13 protein-coding genes, 10 tRNA genes and 2 pseudogenes are annotated in these 16608 nt (G+C 61.7%); 15 read left to right on the top strand and 10 right to left on the bottom strand.

Translation table 11 applies throughout. From position 1 onward, the window contains the following. Window positions 1-2: 2 nt before the first annotated feature. The 6 genes from C2U30_RS09115 to C2U30_RS09090 form a co-directional block, all read right to left on the bottom strand. Window positions 3-563, bottom strand: a complete 561-nt coding sequence (locus C2U30_RS09115; protein ID WP_003090097.1) for a DUF2857 domain-containing protein — start codon at window positions 561-563, stop codon at window positions 3-5. Window positions 564-577: 14 nt separating this feature from the next. Next, window positions 578-2257 (bottom strand): ParB family protein, encoded by a 1680-nt coding sequence (locus C2U30_RS09110; RefSeq protein WP_004350508.1) that lies wholly within the window; start codon window positions 2255-2257, stop codon window positions 578-580. Beyond that, a complete protein-coding gene (locus C2U30_RS09105; RefSeq protein WP_003050422.1) occupies window positions 2250-2519 on the bottom strand; it encodes a hypothetical protein in 270 nt (89 codons plus the stop codon). Before C2U30_RS09105 ends, C2U30_RS09110 begins: the two co-directional genes overlap by 8 nt. Next, complete coding sequence (locus C2U30_RS09100) at window positions 2503-3378, bottom strand: ParA family protein (RefSeq protein WP_003098988.1); 876 nt, start codon at window positions 3376-3378, stop codon at window positions 2503-2505. The genes C2U30_RS09105 and C2U30_RS09100 overlap by 17 nt, the downstream gene beginning before the upstream one ends. Window positions 3379-3420: 42 nt before the next feature. Next, window positions 3421-3633 (bottom strand): AlpA family transcriptional regulator, encoded by a 213-nt coding sequence (locus tag C2U30_RS09095; RefSeq protein WP_003090093.1) that lies wholly within the window; start codon window positions 3631-3633, stop codon window positions 3421-3423. Window positions 3634-3751: 118 nt separating this feature from the next. Continuing rightward, window positions 3752-4498, bottom strand: a complete 747-nt coding sequence (locus C2U30_RS09090; protein ID WP_003098991.1) for a hypothetical protein — start codon at window positions 4496-4498, stop codon at window positions 3752-3754. 450 nt (window positions 4499-4948) lie between these two features. Here C2U30_RS09090 and C2U30_RS09085 point away from each other — a divergent pair, with 450 nt between their 5' ends. The 6 genes from C2U30_RS09085 (at window position 4949) to C2U30_RS09060 (ending at window position 6466) form a co-directional block, all read left to right on the top strand. Further along, window positions 4949-5449 carry a DUF305 domain-containing protein gene (locus tag C2U30_RS09085; RefSeq protein WP_003098996.1) on the top strand — a complete coding sequence of 167 codons (501 nt, stop codon included), beginning with the start codon at window positions 4949-4951 and terminating at the stop codon, window positions 5447-5449. 437 nt (window positions 5450-5886) lie between these two features. Further along, window positions 5887-5962: transfer RNA gene (locus tag C2U30_RS09080), tRNA-Gly, on the top strand. A gap of 114 nt (window positions 5963-6076) precedes the next feature. After that, window positions 6077-6152, top strand: a tRNA-Gly gene (locus C2U30_RS09075). Between the two features lie 24 nt (window positions 6153-6176). Further along, window positions 6177-6252: transfer RNA gene (locus C2U30_RS09070), tRNA-Gly, on the top strand. A 38-nt stretch (window positions 6253-6290) separates the two neighbouring features. Next, window positions 6291-6366, top strand: a tRNA-Gly gene (locus tag C2U30_RS09065). Between the two features lie 24 nt (window positions 6367-6390). Then, window positions 6391-6466, top strand: a tRNA-Gly gene (locus C2U30_RS09060). Window positions 6467-7020: 554 nt separating this feature from the next. Here the strand turns inward: C2U30_RS09060 and C2U30_RS09055 are convergent. The 3 genes from C2U30_RS09055 to C2U30_RS09045 all read right to left on the bottom strand — a co-directional run bounded on the left by C2U30_RS09055 (window position 7021) and on the right by C2U30_RS09045 (window position 10387). Next, a complete protein-coding gene (locus tag C2U30_RS09055) occupies window positions 7021-7230 on the bottom strand; it encodes a cold-shock protein (protein ID WP_005297820.1) in 210 nt (69 codons plus the stop codon). A gap of 295 nt (window positions 7231-7525) precedes the next feature. Continuing rightward, window positions 7526-8185, bottom strand: a complete 660-nt coding sequence (locus C2U30_RS09050; protein ID WP_010675484.1) for a LysM-like peptidoglycan-binding domain-containing protein — start codon at window positions 8183-8185, stop codon at window positions 7526-7528. 99 nt (window positions 8186-8284) lie between these two features. Further along, a complete protein-coding gene (locus C2U30_RS09045) occupies window positions 8285-10387 on the bottom strand; it encodes a methyl-accepting chemotaxis protein (protein WP_103243648.1) in 2103 nt (700 codons plus the stop codon). A gap of 263 nt (window positions 10388-10650) precedes the next feature. On the opposite strand from C2U30_RS09045, the gene gltX reads away from it, so the two are divergent. From gltX to C2U30_RS23175, 3 genes and pseudogenes are all read left to right on the top strand, one after another. Next, window positions 10651-12066, top strand: a complete 1416-nt coding sequence (gene gltX, locus C2U30_RS09040; protein ID WP_103243647.1) for a glutamate--tRNA ligase — start codon at window positions 10651-10653, stop codon at window positions 12064-12066. A gap of 158 nt (window positions 12067-12224) precedes the next feature. Next, window positions 12225-12360: pseudogene (locus C2U30_RS22910) on the top strand (glutamyl-tRNA synthetase); the annotation flags it as partial. An 11-nt stretch (window positions 12361-12371) separates the two neighbouring features. Then, window positions 12372-12491, top strand: a pseudogene (locus C2U30_RS23175) (glutamyl-tRNA synthetase); the annotation flags it as partial. Window positions 12492-12536: 45 nt separating this feature from the next. Here the strand turns inward: C2U30_RS23175 and C2U30_RS09020 are convergent. Next, window positions 12537-13874 (bottom strand): IS4-like element ISAeme15 family transposase, encoded by a 1338-nt coding sequence (locus C2U30_RS09020; protein WP_041205253.1) that lies wholly within the window; start codon window positions 13872-13874, stop codon window positions 12537-12539. Between the two features lie 293 nt (window positions 13875-14167). On the opposite strand from C2U30_RS09020, the gene C2U30_RS09015 reads away from it, so the two are divergent. The 6 genes from C2U30_RS09015 to C2U30_RS08990 all read left to right on the top strand — a co-directional run bounded on the left by C2U30_RS09015 (window position 14168) and on the right by C2U30_RS08990 (window position 16587). Beyond that, window positions 14168-14243 (top strand) — tRNA-Ala (locus C2U30_RS09015). Between the two features lie 28 nt (window positions 14244-14271). Then, window positions 14272-14347: transfer RNA gene (locus tag C2U30_RS09010), tRNA-Ala, on the top strand. Between the two features lie 63 nt (window positions 14348-14410). Beyond that, window positions 14411-14486 (top strand) — tRNA-Ala (locus C2U30_RS09005). A 48-nt stretch (window positions 14487-14534) separates the two neighbouring features. Then, window positions 14535-14610: transfer RNA gene (locus C2U30_RS09000), tRNA-Ala, on the top strand. Between the two features lie 34 nt (window positions 14611-14644). Beyond that, a tRNA-Ala gene (locus tag C2U30_RS08995) sits at window positions 14645-14720 on the top strand. A 664-nt stretch (window positions 14721-15384) separates the two neighbouring features. Further along, on the top strand, window positions 15385-16587 hold the full coding sequence (locus tag C2U30_RS08990; protein WP_076611394.1) for an ISL3-like element ISAeme19 family transposase: 1203 nt from the start codon (window positions 15385-15387) through the stop codon (window positions 16585-16587). Window positions 16588-16608: the final 21 nt, after the last annotated feature.

The raw sequence follows: 16608 nt of genomic DNA, 5'->3' as shown, positions 1-16608 counted from the left end.
GCCTAGCCCAATCCCTGATCGACCCAGTTCCTGATCGCGGCCCAGACCACCGAGAGCGGCAGCGACATGCCCTCGGCCAGGTCCATGGCCGCATCGAGAATCGAGGTCTCGTCCTCCAGATCGACGTTCCTGCTGCTGGTCACGGCTTTCCATTGCCGCCACAGTTCGGTGTCCTGGGTCTCGTCCAGGACGGGGTGGCGCCCCTTGCGCTTGGGCAGGCCGAGGATCTCCCGCCGCAGGGCGACTTCCTGATGGGTCAGGCCATAGAAGCGGCTGACCATCTCCGTGCTGGCCCCCAGCCGCAGCATGCGATCGACCGTGGCGATTTCCTTCTCCACGTCCTGTGCCTGGTTGAGCAGGCGCTGCAGCACTTCGCGGTTGACCGTGACCGAGCACCACGAGACGCTGGCGTTGGCCAGCACGCTGATCAGCGCGGGGTGCTTGAGCGCATCCAGCTCGGCCTCGCCGAAGCCCATGGCCTTGCAGCGGCGCAGTTGGCCGTTGCGAAGGTCATACAGCGCCTGGGCAATCACGGCCTGGTTGAGCGGATGCGATGTGGACATGCGGCCTCCCTCGCTCACGTCCCGGGCGCCGTGGTGCCGGCTTCCAGGTCCAGCAGACGCCGGGCGAGGCGCAGCAGCCGAAAGAGCTTGACCAACGCCGTGTCGCTCAAGCGCCTTGCGCCGCTGCCATGGCCTTGGCTCTGGCCGTGCAACAGGGTCGGCAGGTCGGCGGCGAGCTGCGCGCCGTCCAGGCCCGCTTCGGCGACGGGCTGACCCGTCAGGGAAGTGAGCAGCGTCAGCACCGCGCGGCCGAGCGGCGACGGGGCTTGGCCGCGGGCGCGGCACGCAAACCCGATGCCATCGGCGCGATCCTCGATGCACTCGTCCAGGCCTGCCTCCCCGGCGATCTCGCGCGCGAACTGCGCGATGTGGATGCGCAGCCGATCGGGCGTGTCCAGGCCGGCGTCGATGTACCAGACGTCGGAGATCGGATAGAGTCCGCCGGCTTGCACCGGGATGGACTGCAGCACGCTCGCCGAGAAGTCGGGCGGCAGCGCATCGCCCAACTGGTCGGCGACCATGCGCTGGATCGATTGGAGCCGTTCTGTCGTCGGTGCTGGCGAGACGATGTGCTCGCGAAGCAGATCGCCCGGTGCGGCCGGCTGGCTTCCCGTGGCCGCTTCGCCAACCGCCGTGTCGTCGTGGCGCAAGGTGGGCTCGGACGCCGGAGGGCTGGCGGGTGGAGGACCGGCCGCCGCTGCAGGCGTGGCGATGGACGATGCTGCGCCCGGCGGAGTCGGCGTGCCGGCGGTGGGCGAAGGCAACGCCGGCTGCGCCGCAGGTGGCGTCGGGTCACTGACCAGCGCCCGGTGGCGGCTTTCCGATTCGGTCAGGTCCAGCGCCAGCACGTCGTAGCCGATGCCCAGCAGCTCGGACATCTGGCCGATCAGCTCGTCTTGCACGCGCTGCGGCGCGAACTCGTCGCCCTGCGTGTCGAACTGCGCCAGCACCTCCTGAAAGAAACTGTCGAAGTCCAGCGGCAGCGAACGGTCCTTGGCGTAGTGCTCCCAGGTGCGTTTGCAGGCCGTGCGCATGACCGACAGCCGCTCGACCTGGTGGCGCCCCAGGCCGCCATAGAGCACAGTGGGAATGGCGGGCAGCAGGTAGCGCACCGCGTCGGCCATGCGGGTGATGTGCGACCGCTGGACGGGGAAGCCATCGGCCGCCAGGCGGCGGGCCAGTTCCGACTGGCTCAGGGCGGCGCCGCTCTCCTGCTCGTAGAACTCCCGTGCTTTCTCGACGCCGAGCGCGCGCTCGATGAACGTGAGGCCGCCGCGCAGTTCGTTCTCGGCAAGATGCCCGGTCAGCGCGACGATTTCACCGCGCTCCGGCCATGGTCGGAACAGGCACGATATGCGGAAGAAGCGTTCTTCCTTGGTCTCCGACCAGAGTTCGCGCAGGATCGCCAGTCGCGTGTTGCCGCCGTTGCGGATGATGTAGTGGTCCTCGCCGGGCCTGCGCGTGATGGCCGGCGCCGCGTCCAGGCCGCGCTCGCGGATGGATGCCTTGATTTCCTCGTAAGCCGGGTTGCGCTTCATGCGCGGGTCATGGTCGTAGGGCCGCAACTGGTCCAGCGTCACGACCATGGGCGTGTCCGCGATCGGGTCGCTCAAGGCCGTAGCCGCTGGGCCGCTGCGCTCGAAGCCGGCCGCGAGCAGCTTGCCTGCCATGTCCTGCGAGGTCATGTCAGCCATGGCCGCACCCCTCGCAGTCCCCACGACCGCCGGCCGGCGCCATGCGGGCCTCTCGCTCGGCGCGGCGGATCTGCGCACGGGCGTTCAATTCGGCCCGGTGGTCACTCGCTGTCGAACTCGTGTAGATCGCCGCGCAGCCGGCCTTGGTGAACTTGAGGTGCCCGCCCGGCGTGCGCTTGACGTGCCAGCCCTCACCGACCGCGAACTCGATCAGGGCGCGCAGCCGCTTGTGGCCGCGGGCCAGCTCATGTGCGTTCGCCATGGGGCCTCCCAGGATCAAGAGGTCGCTGCGGGCGGCCGGATACTTGAGCCAGTCGGTCCTGCCATTGCGGGAACAACTCGCTGGCGAGCGCGCGCATCGTGTCGAGCGCGGCAGGGGCGACTCTGCCGGGCGGCTGGCGGTGCTCGACCCGATGCACCGGCAGGCCGCGCGTTGCGGCACGTGGATACGCTTCTATGGCCGGCACGTCGGTGGCGAGCACGCGGATGCCGGCGCTGTCCTGGAACAGGTCGCGCAAGGCCTGCTGGATCAGCCGTGCGTTGGCGGACACCGGGTGGACGCGGTTGATGAGCAAGTGCAGCGGCGGCGGTTCGATGCCCAGGTGCCGGTACGGCGCAATGTCTTCGAGCAACTGCATGGTGCCGCGCCGCAGCTCGCGTGCCGCGAGGATCTCCGGCGTGACGGGCGACAGCGCGAGATCGGAGGCGAGCACCGCCATCTCCAGCAGCACGGAACGCGCGCCCTGGGTGTCGATCAGCACCAGGTCGTAGAGGGGAGCAAGTGCTGGCAGCAGATGCCGCAACCGCAGGCGGCCATCCGGCGCATGCAGCAACAACGTGTTCAGCTCGCCCCGGTGGTCGTCGGACAGCACCAGGTCCAGGCCCGCGATGATCGTGCGGGACACGAGCTGGCCAAGGTCGCGCTCGTTGAAGGCCAACAGCTCATAGATGCCGCCCGGCGCGCGCTGGGTCAGTTCGTAGTAGGAGGACAAGGTGGGCTGCACGTCGAGATCGAGCAGCAGCACGCGCAGGCCCGCGTCCGCGGCGAGCCCGCCCAGGTTGGCGGCCGTCGTGGTCTTGCCGACGCCGCCCTTCGTTGAAATGATGGACACGACCTGCATGGCGCTCTCCGGCTGGGAATGGGAAGTCCGCGGGAGAGCGGGTCAGGTCCGGTGGTTGAGGCGCTCGGCGATCCACTGGTCGATTTCGATCGAATCCCAGCCGACAGCGCGCACGCCCAGGCGCAGCGCCTGAGGGAACTGGCGCTTCTTCATCAGGTTGTAGATGTGGGCGCGTTTGAAGCCGGACTTCGCTTCGACTTCATCGAGCCGCAGGATGCGGCGCTCGTTCGGCGGGAGTACAGGGGTCTGCGACATGGCGGTCACTCCTGAACGCTCGGTGGCGTTTGTTGGCGTGACCTCTATTCAATAGACCTGGCTGCGGAAAGACATTGCAAATGCAATCTCCGCGATTGCACATACAAGCTGGATAACCTCATGCGCTTGCGCTACGAACGTACCTCTTAGCGTTGGCGAACTTTCCGTTTAAGGTGCGCTCAGTGATGCCCATGGTGCCGCCGTAGTGGGCGACCAATGCAGAGACAAGGGCCTCCTGCGTTTTGAAGCTGGAATAGGGCACGCCTGAAGGCGACTGGCTCAGCATCAGCGTCAACATCCCTCCAATGATGTTGAGATAGGTCGTTTCCGCCCGTTCGCTGATCTCGCATTGCTTGGATGCCAACAGCACCGAGGATTGCTTGAGTAGCGTGTCGTGCTGCTCCTGCAGTTCTCGCATCTCACGTCGGGCTTGTTCAAGCGCGGCCTGAAGGGCCAGCCGCTCCACGAGGATCGCCTGTCCTGTTTCCATGGTGATGAAAGGATGCGCCATGCGTTCGCCACGGCTGAACAGAAATCCTGGCCGGTGCTCGGGATAGTGGGTGCGCATCCAGCGTTTTAGATCGACATGGCGAACAGTCAGATCCAGAGAATTGAGCAGGTTCGGATCATTGAGCGTGATCCCGTTCTTGCCGTAGGGCAGCTCTCCGTTGAGGATGCCGTCATAGATACGTTCCGAGTGCAGCCGGCACTCATTCCATCGAGGGCAGTTCAGCGACCGAGGCAGGACACGCGGTGACGCGATCGTGGCCAGGATCATCGGGAGATACCGCAGCAACCCAGCCCATCGGATGGCCGCCTCGATGGGACGATAGAACACCTTTGATGTTGAAATGTCCTTGTGCATGTCTTCGTCTCCTTTCGGGTGCGCTACATCACCGGCTCCTTTCTTGCCCAAGGGCTGTTGTGTCGTTATGGCCTGCGACGGACGCTTGAGGCGATGCCCTAAGCGAAGGCGGAGGAGGCCATTGGCGTCCGCCGCAGGTGGCCTTGTCTTGCTTGATATGCAAGAATCGATCAGTTGCCGGCCCATCGAGCGATGAGGACGCAAGCTCGATATTGGCGCTCACGGTACCAGCGTCATAGGTGGCGCAAAGCCCATCAAGACCGATTTGGTATGGTCTGATATCCAGACGGTTCAAGACCAGCGAGTTGAAGCGTTCGACGCCCCTACGTCCAGTTGGGGACTGGAAATCAGCGGTTAGTGATGCATCGCTCCACATGCTGATATATCGACAAAGTATCTGCCGCAGTACCAGTGACCCTGCCAGGTTGCCCCAGCACATAGGAGACGGAGATGGCTGAACATTCCCATGAACATCAACATCACACATCCGGTCAGATGGGTAAGCACGGCCGACCATACGCCAAGTTCTGGGTGAACATGGTGTTGGGCCTCGTCGTCATGTACTTCGTAATGTTCAGCATGATCGACGGCGCCAGGGACTTCAGAAACAATCTCAACATGCTCTACATGGCGGTCACTATGTGGGCGCCAATGGGCATCTTCATGCTAGCGACAATGCCCGGCATGTTTCCAAACCGGCGGCTCAATCTCGTGCTGTACGGCTTGTTTGCCGTTCTCACACTCGGTTCTTTTGCCGCTACCCGTGCTCAAACCGGAATCGGCGATCGACAGTTCATCGCGTCTATGGTCCCGCACCATTCGGGAGCGATCCTCATGTGCCGCGAGGCGCAGCTCTCAGATCCGGAACTCGTCAACCTATGCCAAGCGATTTCCGATGGCCAGCGCGCGGAGATCGAGCAGATGAACCGGATTGCTGCACGCCTTCGTTGAGGCTGGCTGCCACTACACTGGCGCCGCGTTGCGCTCCGGCGAAGTTAGCCGCAGCGATGTAAAGATGAGGACTTGCGGTGTTCCGATGCCGGCGGTTGTGTCCTACAGCCGTCCAGGTGCCAGGTAGTCCACGCGACACCACCCCGCGCTGCCTGCGGAGCGAGCGCAAGTCATGATCGTCGCAAGTTGGAGTTCGATAGCGAACCCGCTCAGCAGCTGGACGCATCAGGCGTAACGACGGGTGGATGGATCATCCTTGGACGCTGGTGGAAGTGGTTGGATGAACTTTGTTGCCGAGGGCGAAAAACAAGGCTATAATTGAGTTCTTCGCTGATCACCACAGTGGAGAAAGTGATTGGGAAACAGAGACTTAGCGCTCTAGTGCATGACTCGTTTCCCGCTCCAATCATCAGCACAGCCTCAAGACAATCCATGTTGCGGGAATAGCTCAGTTGGTAGAGCACGACCTTGCCAAGGTCGGGGTCGCGAGTTCGAGTCTCGTTTCCCGCTCCAATATGCAGTGCCGGAGTCACCGCGTTGGTAGAGCATGTTGAGTGCTTGCCAAGGTCGGGGTAGCGAGCGCGATTCTCGTTGCTGGCTCCAAAAATATGTAAGTGATATTCCGATGCGGGAATAGCTCAGTTGGTAGAGCACGACCTTGCCAAGGTCGGGGTCGCGAGTTCGAGTCTCGTTTCCCGCTCCAATCACTTGCAGATGACATTCTGTTGCGGGAATAGCTCAGTTGGTAGAGCACGACCTTGCCAAGGTCGGGGTCGCGAGTTCGAGTCTCGTTTCCCGCTCCAAACAGTGTCCGGTAGATATGTGTAAGTGACATTCCGTTGCGGGAATAGCTCAGTTGGTAGAGCACGACCTTGCCAAGGTCGGGGTCGCGAGTTCGAGTCTCGTTTCCCGCTCCAATCACTTGCAGATGACATCCTGTTGCGGGAATAGCTCAGTTGGTAGAGCACGACCTTGCCAAGGTCGGGGTCGCGAGTTCGAGTCTCGTTTCCCGCTCCAATCTCTCTTCGAACCCTTCGAATTCAATCTCTCCCCCAAGTACACGAATCCAGTTTCTCAGTACCATCACTGCCGCGTCCTGTTGGTAGAGCATGATCCGCGCTTGCCAAGGCTGGGGTCGCGAGTTCGAGTCTCGTTTCCCGCTCCAATCTCTCTTCGACGTCCTCATAATCCCTTTGAATTGCCCATCACATCGCGCCGCGATGATTTGTCGTATCCGGCGTTTGCCTGATTTCTCTCTTCCCCGCACATCCCAAGTCATAAGACCAAGATGTATTGCTTGCTAATAGCCTCCCGGAGATCGGGCACAACCCTTTGCGGTCGGCTAACAGGCTTGGCAGGGCCTGAATGACAGACAGTGGCTCGGTGTAAGTTAAAACCGGGGCATTTAACCAAAACTCATCATTTTGATTTATAGCGGCTGGTGGCGGCCATAAACGGATTGCAGGTGGGGATGGCAAGCCCGGCAAGAGCTCTGCCGATCGGGGAGGGGAAATCGCGGGCAAAAAAATAGGAGGGGCGATGGCTCCTCCTACGGGTTCACTGGCGCTGGCTCAGATAACGGTGACGTTCTCGGCCTGAGGGCCTTTTTTGCCCTGGGTCACAGTGAACTGGACTTTTTGACCTTCAGCCAGGGTCTTGAAACCGGCGCTCTGGATGGAGGAGAAGTGAACGAAAACGTCCGGTCCCTGGGATTGCTCGATGAAGCCAAAACCCTTGGTTTCGTTGAACCATTTTACTTGGCCGGTGCGAATGTCAGACATGTGGTAAGTCCTATCTATAACAAAATGAAACTAAGCCTGGTTGGGCAGCATTTGCCTGGAAGTCAGGGGTTGAAGCATGACTGACCACGTCTCTTTGTCCCAGTAGCATGTAGCACAATCCCTGTCTAAAGCCTGACCGATTGTACTGGAGCCCGATCCCTTGTCAATTTGGCACTTTTCATTTTTTGAGCGAGCTAAAAGTATTGTGAAGTCAGCAGCTTGTTTCATGCTTCACATCAAAAAAAACGGGAGGCCATGGCCTCCCGTCTGCATAAGGGGGGGGTGGTCGAGCCCCCTATTCCTTGAGGGCGAACCCTTCCCCCTGGCGGTCGTAGCGGTAGCTGACCTGACCGAGAGAGCGGACCTCGACCCGCTGGATGCGGCGGCTGGTGTCCACCAGGATGAACACCGACTTGCCCGACTGCAGCCGGGTCAGCGGCCTGTCCGGCCCTTCGATGGCGATGAGCCGGCTGAGCTCGGCCCCCGGCAACTCGAACTTGCGGAAGATGGAGTAGAGGGTTTCACCGGCCTGCACGTCGTGCTGCAACCAGGTGCCATCCACTTTTTCCTCGACGGGCTTGGCGGCCTGGGGCTCACCGGCGTTGCCGACGGTCAGGGCCTGGGCCGGCACGGCCAGGGGCACAGCCAGAGAGCCTGATGGCGCCGTGGTCGGGGCGGCGGGGGCGGGCTCCCAGGCCAGCACCAGCAGCCAGAGCGGGATCAGCACCAGCAACCCTATGGTGTGTTTGCGGGGCAGGGGGCTTGCCAGCTTGAACGAGGCCGCCTTCGGCTCCTTGTTGCGCTGACCCAGGCCACTCATGCCCTGGCCGAGACGCTGGCGCAGGGGCAGGGTAGCCGCGTTGATACGTTGGAGCAGGGTTCCTTGTGATTCGTCTTGGCGACGCTGCTGGGCTCGTCTGTTATGGCCACGTGGGCGACGGTCCGGGGTGGGCACGGCATTTACCTCTCACTACATTGCCTGCCATCAGGCAAATATGCCGCCTATGGTAAACGGACTCGCCCCCGAGGGGGAGAGTCCGGAGCATGAAAATTATCAGCTGAGACGAAACTGACCCAACAATTGCTGCAAACGTTCCGCCGTCTGACGCAAGGCCTGACTGGCGTTGGCCGTGCTGGTGGCGTCCCTGGCGATGTCGTTGGCCAGTGCGCTGGTTTTTGACAGATTGCCGGAGACGGTCTCGGAAACCGAGCTCTGCTCCTCGGCGGCGGAGGCGATTTGGTAGGTCATGTCGTTGATGGTGGCGATGGCCTGGAAGATGCTGCCGAGGGCTGCCTCCGCCTGATCCGCTTCCCCCACCGCCTGATGGGTCAGCTGCTGGCTCTGCTGGATGGCGTTGACCGCGTTGGTGGAGCTGTGGCGGATCTTGTCGATCAGCTCCTGGGTATTCTGCACCGCCTGCTGGGTGTTGCCCGCCAGCTTGCGCACCTCGTCGGCCACCACCGCAAAACCGCGCCCCTGCTCGCCGGCCCGGGCCGCCTCGATGGCGGCGTTGAGTGCCAGCAGGTTGGTCTGATCGGCGATCCCCTGGATGACGGTGAGGATGCTGGTGATCTGCTCGCTGTCGTGAGCCAGCCCTTCCACCACCTCGGCGCCCTTGCCCGCCTCGGCAGCCACCTTGTGCATGGAGTGGATCACCCGCTGGAAGCGTACCTTGCCCTCGTCCGCCGCGCCCTGGGCCTGCTTGGCGGAGTCGGCGGTGTTGTTGGCGTGGGTGGCCACCTCCTGGCTGACATAGGACATCTCCTGCACCGCGGTCAGCATCTGCTCCATCTCCGCCTGGTGATGCTGCAGGTTGCTGTCGGTCTGGCCGGCGATGCGATCGGTGTCCCCGGCGTGGCGATGGACCTCGCTCGCGGTCTTCTGCACATCCCCGAGCAGGGCCTGCAGCTTGTCGATGAAGCGGTTGATGCCCCGGGCCAGGGCCCCCAGCTCGTCCCTTGAGCGGCTCTCCAGACGCTTGGTGAGATCCCCGTCGCCGTCGGCGATGTCATCCACCAGGCTCACCATCTGGCGGATGGGGCCCGTGATGCTGCGGGCAATGACCAGCATGGTGCCAAGGGCCAGCGCCAGTACGATGAGGGCACCGATGAGCTGCTGGGTCATGGCGGCGCGGTTCATGTCGGTGAGCTGGCGTGCCAGCTCGTCCGCTCCCGCCAGCACCACCTTGTAGGGCAGGGTGACGATGATGGCCCAGTTGCGGGCCATGCCGGGCACCGCGATGGGCACCGAGATACGGAACGCGTCGGTGAGCTCCTGGCGCTGCACGTCCGGTTTGAGGTACTGCTGCCAGCCGTTGCCGAGCACCTTGTCGGCGCGGCTGCCGAGCAGGCTGGCGTCGCCGCTGGTGCCGGTGATGACGCCGGCGGCGCTGACGATCAGGGTCTCCCCCTTGCCGTCATAGATGTTGCTGTTGAGGGACTGGGCCTGGCGGCTGATGGAGTCCACCGCCAGATCCAGCGCGGCGATGCCCTTGAACCGGCCATCCACCAGGATGGGGGTGGTGATGGTGCTCACCAGCACCTGCTGGCCGTTGATGTCCACCTTGAAGGGATCGATGAGGCAGGGGCGCCCCTCCCGTTTCGGGCAGGCGTAGTAGTCGTTGGCCGGGTTGCCGAACTCGTCCGGATCGCTCTTTTCGATGGAGAGCAGCAGATCGCTGCCGATCTGATCCTTGTCGCGGTAGAAGTAGGGAACGAAGCGCCCCTTGTCGTCGCTGCCAAGGGCTGCCTGTCCCGCGAAGCTTTCGTCCTGGCCGTCGAAGCCGTTGGGCTCGAAGCCCGCGAAGGCGCCATAGAGCTGAGGCTCCAGGGCAAGCTGGGCCTTGAGCAGATCGGTGGCTTGCTGGCGATCCAGCGGCAGCTTGCCCTCCTGCTGGCGGGCGAAGACGCTGGCCATCTGCTGGGTGTAGGAGAGCCCCTTTTGCAGCAGCTGGGTGATGGTGGCGGCCTCGGCACGGGCGTTGGCACTCACCTTCTGCCACGCCTCCTGTTGCAGGGCGGCGCGGCTGGAGTCGATGGTGAGCTGCTGGGTCTGCCGGCCTGAATACTGGTTGAGCAGGATCAGGATGACCAGGGCCGTGGTCATGGCGACACCGGCCAGTACCAGGATACGATTCTGGATAGAACGAAACTGCATCGCGCGTTCCTTGTATCGTTGAGGGTTCGTTGACGGGGTGACTGAAGTATCGGCTGTGCGGGAGATCTCTCCAGCGACCTCGCCTAGCTAAGCGGGAAAAAAGGGAAAATTCTGAGACATCACTCTAAAACAGCGGTTTTTGCGGGAGTAGACCATATTTTCCCCTCTGCCTCGCCATGGTTTTCCCATCCGTCATTGTCGGTGCTAAAATGCGACGGTTTTTTTAACGAATTGGCCCAAGGCCCTCTACACAAGGCTTAAAGATGAAAGTCAAAACCCGTTTTGCTCCCAGCCCGACCGGCTTTTTGCATGTCGGCGGTGCCCGTACCGCACTCTATTCCTGGTTGTTTGCAAAGAACCAGGGCGGTGAGTTTGTGCTGCGTATCGAGGATACCGATCTGGAACGTTCCACTCAGGAGGCCATCGACGCCATCATTGAGGGCATGGAATGGCTGGAGCTGAACTGGGATGAGGGCCCCTACTACCAGACCAAGCGCTTCGATCGCTACAACGGCCTCATCGACGAGATGCTGGCTGACGGTCGCGCCTACAAGTGCTACTGCTCCAAGGAGCGGCTGGAAGCGCTGCGCGAAGGCCAGATGGCCAACGGCGAGAAGCCCCGCTATGACGGCAAGTGCCGGGATGGCGCCCACGATCATCCGGCCGATGCGCCGCACGTGATCCGCTTCCGCAACCCGACCGAAGGCTCCGTGGTGTTCGATGACCACGTCCGTGGCCGCATCGAGTTCGCCAACACCGAGCTGGACGATCTGATCATTCGCCGTACCGACGGTGCGCCGACCTACAACTTCTGTGTTGTAGTCGATGACTGGGACATGGAGATCACCCACGTGGTGCGTGGCGAAGACCACATCAACAACACCCCGCGCCAGATCAACATCTACAAGGCGCTGAACGCGCCGGTACCGGAATTTGCCCACGTCTCCATGATCCTGGGTGACGACGGCGCCAAGCTCTCCAAGCGCCATGGCGCCGTCTCCGTGATGCAGTACCGCGACGACGGCTACCTGCCGGAAGCGCTGCTGAACTACCTGGTGCGTCTGGGTTGGTCCCACGGCGATCAGGAGATCTTCAGCCTGGACGAGATGATCAAGCTGTTCAGCCTGGACGCCATCTCCAAGTCGGCTTCCGCCTTCAACACCGACAAGCTGCTGTGGCTGAACAACCACTACATGCGCAGCCTGGATCCGGCCTATGTGGCCAAGCACCTGGCCTGGCACATGGAACACCAGCAGATCGACACCAGCAATGGCCCGGCGCTGGCCGACGTGGTCACCCTGCTGGCCGAGCGCTGCAACACCCTGGTCGAGGTGGCTGCCCAGAGCCGCTACCTGTTCGAAGAGTACGAGGCCATCGACGAAGCCGCTGCCAAGAAGCACCTGCGCGGTGTGGCTGCCGAGCCGCTGGCGCTGGCCAAGACCAAGCTGGCGGCCCTGGAGACCTGGACCACCGAGGCGCTGCACGAGCTGATTGAAGCGACCGCCGCCGAGCTGGGTCAGGGCATGGGCAAGGTCGGCATGCCGCTGCGTGTGGCCGTCACCGGTCTGGGCCAGTCTCCTGCCATCGATGCCGTGATGGCGCTGGTGGGCAAGGAGCGGGTCCTCGCCCGTATCGACCGCGCTTTGGCGTATATCGAAGCGCGCATGGCCGCCGAGTAAGCTTGCCGCCGCACATTGCCGTCACCGGTCTGGGGTAATCTCTCCCCTGCCATCGACGCCGTGATGGCGCTGGTGGGCAAGGAGCGGGTCCTCGCCCGTATCGACCGCGCTTTGGCGTATATCGAAGCGCGCATGGCCGCCGAGTAAGCTTGCCGCCGCACATTGCCGTCACCGGTCTGGGGTAATCTTTCCCCTGCCATCGACGCAGTGATGACGCTGGTGGGCAAGGAGCGGGTCCTCGCCCGCATCGATCGCGCCCTGGCGTACATCGAAGCGCGCATGGCCGCCGAGTAATTCAGAACGCCGGTACGGGCCAGTCCCCTGGCATCGCCGACGCCGTGATGGCGCTGGTGGGCAAGGAGCGGGTCCTCGCCTGTATCGATCGCGCCCTGGCGTACATCGAAGCGCGCATGGCCGCTGAATAAACATCGGCCATGGCATGAAAAGGGCCCCCTACGGGGCAATGCTGTTCACTTAAGCGGAGCCGCATTGCGATTTACCGGAAAACGGGTCTTTGATATCTTCACCGCCCTGGGTCTCGATGGCCTGGGGCGTTTTTCTATGAACATGACGCCTATGCAGCCCCGCAACTCCGCCAACCTCCGTGGCGTATGGGCTGGCGATAACGCGCCCGCCATCACTGCCATCTGGTTCGCGATGAACTGACAGGCAAACTTAAAGCTCACCTCATTGGGCGCTCGCTGATGGGCTACGGCGGCCTGGCTGGCCTCCCGCCTGACCAGATTGTATCCAAGCAGCAATCCCCACAGCTCCTGATAGACCAAGTCCACTTTCTTGCTTCTCAGCGTGATGGCGTTGTGCTGCATCGCGCTTTTGATATCCCGGTATCCCAGCTCGATTTCCCAGCGCTCGTGGTACAGGGTCGCCACCTGAGCTGCACTGAATCGCGCCACGGGCAGGGAGGTAAAGACCGTTTTCTCCTTGCCTGCCACCTCATAGGTCACTGCGCGAACTTGCCAGTGTGTCGGCAACGCCGGGTTTTTCTTGCGAGCCTGAGGCGAGACCGTCATTTGCAACAGACGGTCACCGTCGCCATAGCGCTCAAGTTCCGTGTATACCAGCCCCTTGCGTTCCGGGATGAGCCAGTGACGGTCGGTGTCTTCGGCCTGAATACGCAGCAACAGGTCGGCACCGAAGAAGCCTTTATCCAGCAGGGTCACTGACTTGTCCGGCAATGAGTGAATGAACTCGCTGGCCAGGGGGATTTCCCCTTTGCGGTACGGGCTGATGGCCGCGTTGGCAATGACATGCGAGCGGACATTCATGAGCGTGACCAACCGCAGCATCGGGTAGGGTGTCTGCCGGTTGGTTGAGGTGTTACCCGAGCCGAAATGTGCTCTGAGTTCAGGCATATCCTGGGTTCGGAACAGGGCCCCATCGATGGCAAAGACCTGTAAACCGTGCCAATGGTCTTCAGGATAACGTTCCCGCCCCCACACATCGGCGCACTGTTTGAACAGCCACTCGAGCGGCTGTTTGCCGAGTCGCTGACGGGCCTGAGACAGGGCACTGTCCGCGAGCAAGGCATCATTGGCCAACCCTTCTGCACAGATGTTGAGGCGCCGAGCGACCTCGGAGATGGGCTCATTGCGGAAAAAGGCCATCCCCACGACGAGCCACAAGACCATATCAGAAGGTAAGCGGCGTCGGCGGATAGTGGCCTTTTCAGACAAGGCGGCAGCGGCAGTAATCCATTCGTCGGGAATATGGTCGGCAAAAATGGCCAGCCGAGCCAGCATGTCGCCAGATGCCTCAACAACATCGTTCAGATCGTTTGCAATAGACATAAAAAAATCCGGAACCAGTGATTGGTTCCGGATTGTCCTACAGCAGAAGGATCGGTCAATGGATCCTTAACTGATCAGCATTGCCCCTACGGGGGCCCTTCGTATTTTGGCCTCAAGCGGATTTGCGACGTAAAACAGCGACATAGCGACGAGGTTGGCGGTAAAAACAGCTAACTGCCTGAATTTTGACTAAACGCTCCAGCGGGCGAGAATTTTGGGTTGACAGCAAAGCGGGTGATGCCTATCATGCGCCTCCGTTGCCAGAGATAACTTTGGTAGCGCCGAGGTGAGTTGGGGTTATAGCTCAGCTGGGAGAGCGCTTGCATGGCATGCAAGAGGTCCGCGGTTCGATCCCGCGTAGCTCCACCAAATTCTCCTCGAACAATCTGGAGTCCAAGGGGTTATAGCTCAGCTGGGAGAGCGCTTGCATGGCATGCAAGAGGTCCGCGGTTCGATCCCGCTTAGCTCCACCAGGTTCCCGATTGACATGAAGTACCCAGGGCAGTGCGGTGTGTATCACCCAGGCCGACCTTTGTGGGGTTATAGCTCAGCTGGGAGAGCGCTTGCATGGCATGCAAGAGGTCCGCGGTTCGATCCCGCGTAGCTCCACCATTATTGAGGATGAATGGCCGCCAGAACCATTCATTCAGTACCGAATTTGGGGTTATAGCTCAGCTGGGAGAGCGCTTGCATGGCATGCAAGAGGTCCGCGGTTCGATCCCGCGTAGCTCCACCAAATTCAGAGTGATTCAGCGTCACTCACACACATCGGGGTTATAGCTCAGCTGGGAGAGCGCTTGCATGGCATGCAAGAGGTCCGCGGTTCGATCCCGCGTAGCTCCACCATCTTTCGCAAGAAAGCACCAAGGCCACCGCATCGCGGTGGCCTTTTTGTTTGCCTGTCATTTGGATTTCCCATGATCTCGCCCTTTGCATTTGTCTGGCAAATGGCGCTTCACCCTGTCCGCGAGGGCATCAGCGGCTCTGGCCGCCGCTGACGGGGGTGAGGGTGGAGATTGGCGCCGATGCCGCCATGGCCACGGCGCGGGCTGCACGATGCCATCCTCTGCCGTGTGGCGGTTGGTTCGTTCGGCAGCCTGTGATGGTGCTTCACCCTGTCCGCGAGGGCATCAGCGGCCCTGGCCGCCGCTGACGGGAGTGAGGGTGGGGATTGGCGCCGATGCCGCCATGGCCATGACGCGGGCTGCGCGGTGCCATCCTCTGCCGCGTGGCGGTTGGCTCGTTCGGCAGCCTGCGGGATATGCTATCCGGCCCCTGGTGTCAGCACCGGGTTTCCCCGTCGGCAGGGTGCCAGCCCCCTGGGAAAGGGGTGAGGCGGGGCAACAGGGCATTTATTCATCCCATGATGTGGCCTTTTACATTTGTTTTTCAAATGGCCCTGGCACAAAAAAGGTTCTTCGCGGGATCTTGGGGAAGTGGAAGTTGACAGACAGGGTGCTGGTAAACTGGCTGTCTCCAAACACACCACCACCATCACCCTGCTGTCGCCGTGCATCATATTGATATTGCCTCCTTCTGGCCAGGTTATACCGTCATCGCCCAAGCGCTTTCTGCCAACCATCACACCCTGTTTACCCTTGAGCCTCGCGCCGACCTGTTGCCCCGTTGTCGCCGATGCCTGCAACCCACGCCATTGATCCACGACCAACGTATCCGCCGGGTGCGTGAGCGAGACCTATTTGACCGACAAGTCTGGTTACAACTGCCTGTTCGCCGCGTCGACTGTCTGCGCTGTGGTCGCGTCAGTGAACATATCGACTGGCTCCCCTCTGGCTCCCGCCTCACCCGGCGCATGCAGTGCTGGATTGAAGCGCTCGTTCAGTACCTCCCCATCCGCCATGTCAGCCAGCTCACCGGGGTCGGTTGGCACACCATCAAGGAGATCGACAAGCGCCGTTTGCAGACCAGTGTGGGCACCATCGAACTTGGGGAGGTGCGGCGGCTGGTGATGGATGAGTTTGCCCTGCACAAGGGACACCGCTATGCCACCGTGATCATGGATGCCGAGCGAACCCGCGTCCTGTGGGTGGGGCACGGCAACAGCCGGGCCGCTATCCGTCCCTTCTTCGAGCAGCTCGGCGAGCGATGCCAGCAGATTGAAGCGGTGGCGATGGACATGAACACGGCGTTCGACCTGGAGGTGAAGCAACACTGCCCGCAGGCGGAGGTGGTCTACGACCTGTTCCACGTGGTGGCTCGCTATGGCCGAGAGGTGGTGGACCGGGTGCGAGTGGAGCAGGCGAATGCACTGAAAAGCGATAAACCGGCGCGAAAAGTGGTCAAAAGTGCGCGTTGGTTGCTGCTACGTAATCGGGCGAAGTTGAGTGAAAAACAGGATGTGAAGTTGCAGGAGCTGTTGGCGGCGAATCAACCGCTGGCGATGGTGTACGTGCTGAAAGAGGGGTTGAAGGGCATCTGGTATGCGCCGAGCGTGTGGGAAGGATGGCGACGATGGCGGAGCTGGATGCGGCAGGTGAAGGAAAGCGGGCTAGCGCCGCTGCAACGATTTGGTCGAAATTTATCGAAATATATGCGGGGGATCCTGGCGAGTGCAAACTACCCGATGCACACGAGTGTGCTGGAAGGGGTGAACAACAAGATCAAAGTGATAAAGCGTATGGCATATGGATTTAGGGACTCAGAATACTTTTTTCTGAAAATCAAGGCGGCCTTCCCCGGAAAGCCGCGATGAACCACAAAAAAGCCCGCGATC

It is taken from the genome of Aeromonas sp. ASNIH5, assembly GCF_002902865.1.
GTDB lineage: Bacteria > Pseudomonadota > Gammaproteobacteria > Enterobacterales > Aeromonadaceae > Aeromonas > Aeromonas caviae.
This window is presented reverse-complemented; position numbering and strand designations above follow the sequence as displayed.

Bases quoted from the DNA above. Each gene is read 5' to 3' on its own strand.
- C2U30_RS09115 (WP_003090097.1), bottom strand. From the start codon at position 563: ATGTCCACATCGCATCCGCTCAACCAGGCCGTGATTGCCCAGGCGCTG.
- C2U30_RS09110 (WP_004350508.1), bottom strand. From the start codon at position 2,257: ATGGCTGACATGACCTCGCAGGACATGGCAGGCAAGCTGCTCGCGGCC.
- C2U30_RS09105 (WP_003050422.1), bottom strand. From the start codon at position 2,519: ATGGCGAACGCACATGAGCTGGCCCGCGGCCACAAGCGGCTGCGCGCC.
- C2U30_RS09100 (WP_003098988.1), bottom strand. From the start codon at position 3,378: ATGCAGGTCGTGTCCATCATTTCAACGAAGGGCGGCGTCGGCAAGACC.
- C2U30_RS09095 (WP_003090093.1), bottom strand. From the start codon at position 3,633: ATGTCGCAGACCCCTGTACTCCCGCCGAACGAGCGCCGCATCCTGCGG.
- C2U30_RS09090 (WP_003098991.1), bottom strand. From the start codon at position 4,498: ATGCACAAGGACATTTCAACATCAAAGGTGTTCTATCGTCCCATCGAG.
- C2U30_RS09085 (WP_003098996.1), top strand. From the start codon at position 4,949: ATGGCTGAACATTCCCATGAACATCAACATCACACATCCGGTCAGATG.
- C2U30_RS09055 (WP_005297820.1), bottom strand. From the start codon at position 7,230: ATGTCTGACATTCGCACCGGCCAAGTAAAATGGTTCAACGAAACCAAG.
- C2U30_RS09045 (WP_103243648.1), bottom strand. From the start codon at position 10,387: ATGCAGTTTCGTTCTATCCAGAATCGTATCCTGGTACTGGCCGGTGTC.
- gltX (WP_103243647.1), top strand. From the start codon at position 10,651: ATGAAAGTCAAAACCCGTTTTGCTCCCAGCCCGACCGGCTTTTTGCAT.
- C2U30_RS09020 (WP_041205253.1), bottom strand. From the start codon at position 13,874: ATGTCTATTGCAAACGATCTGAACGATGTTGTTGAGGCATCTGGCGAC.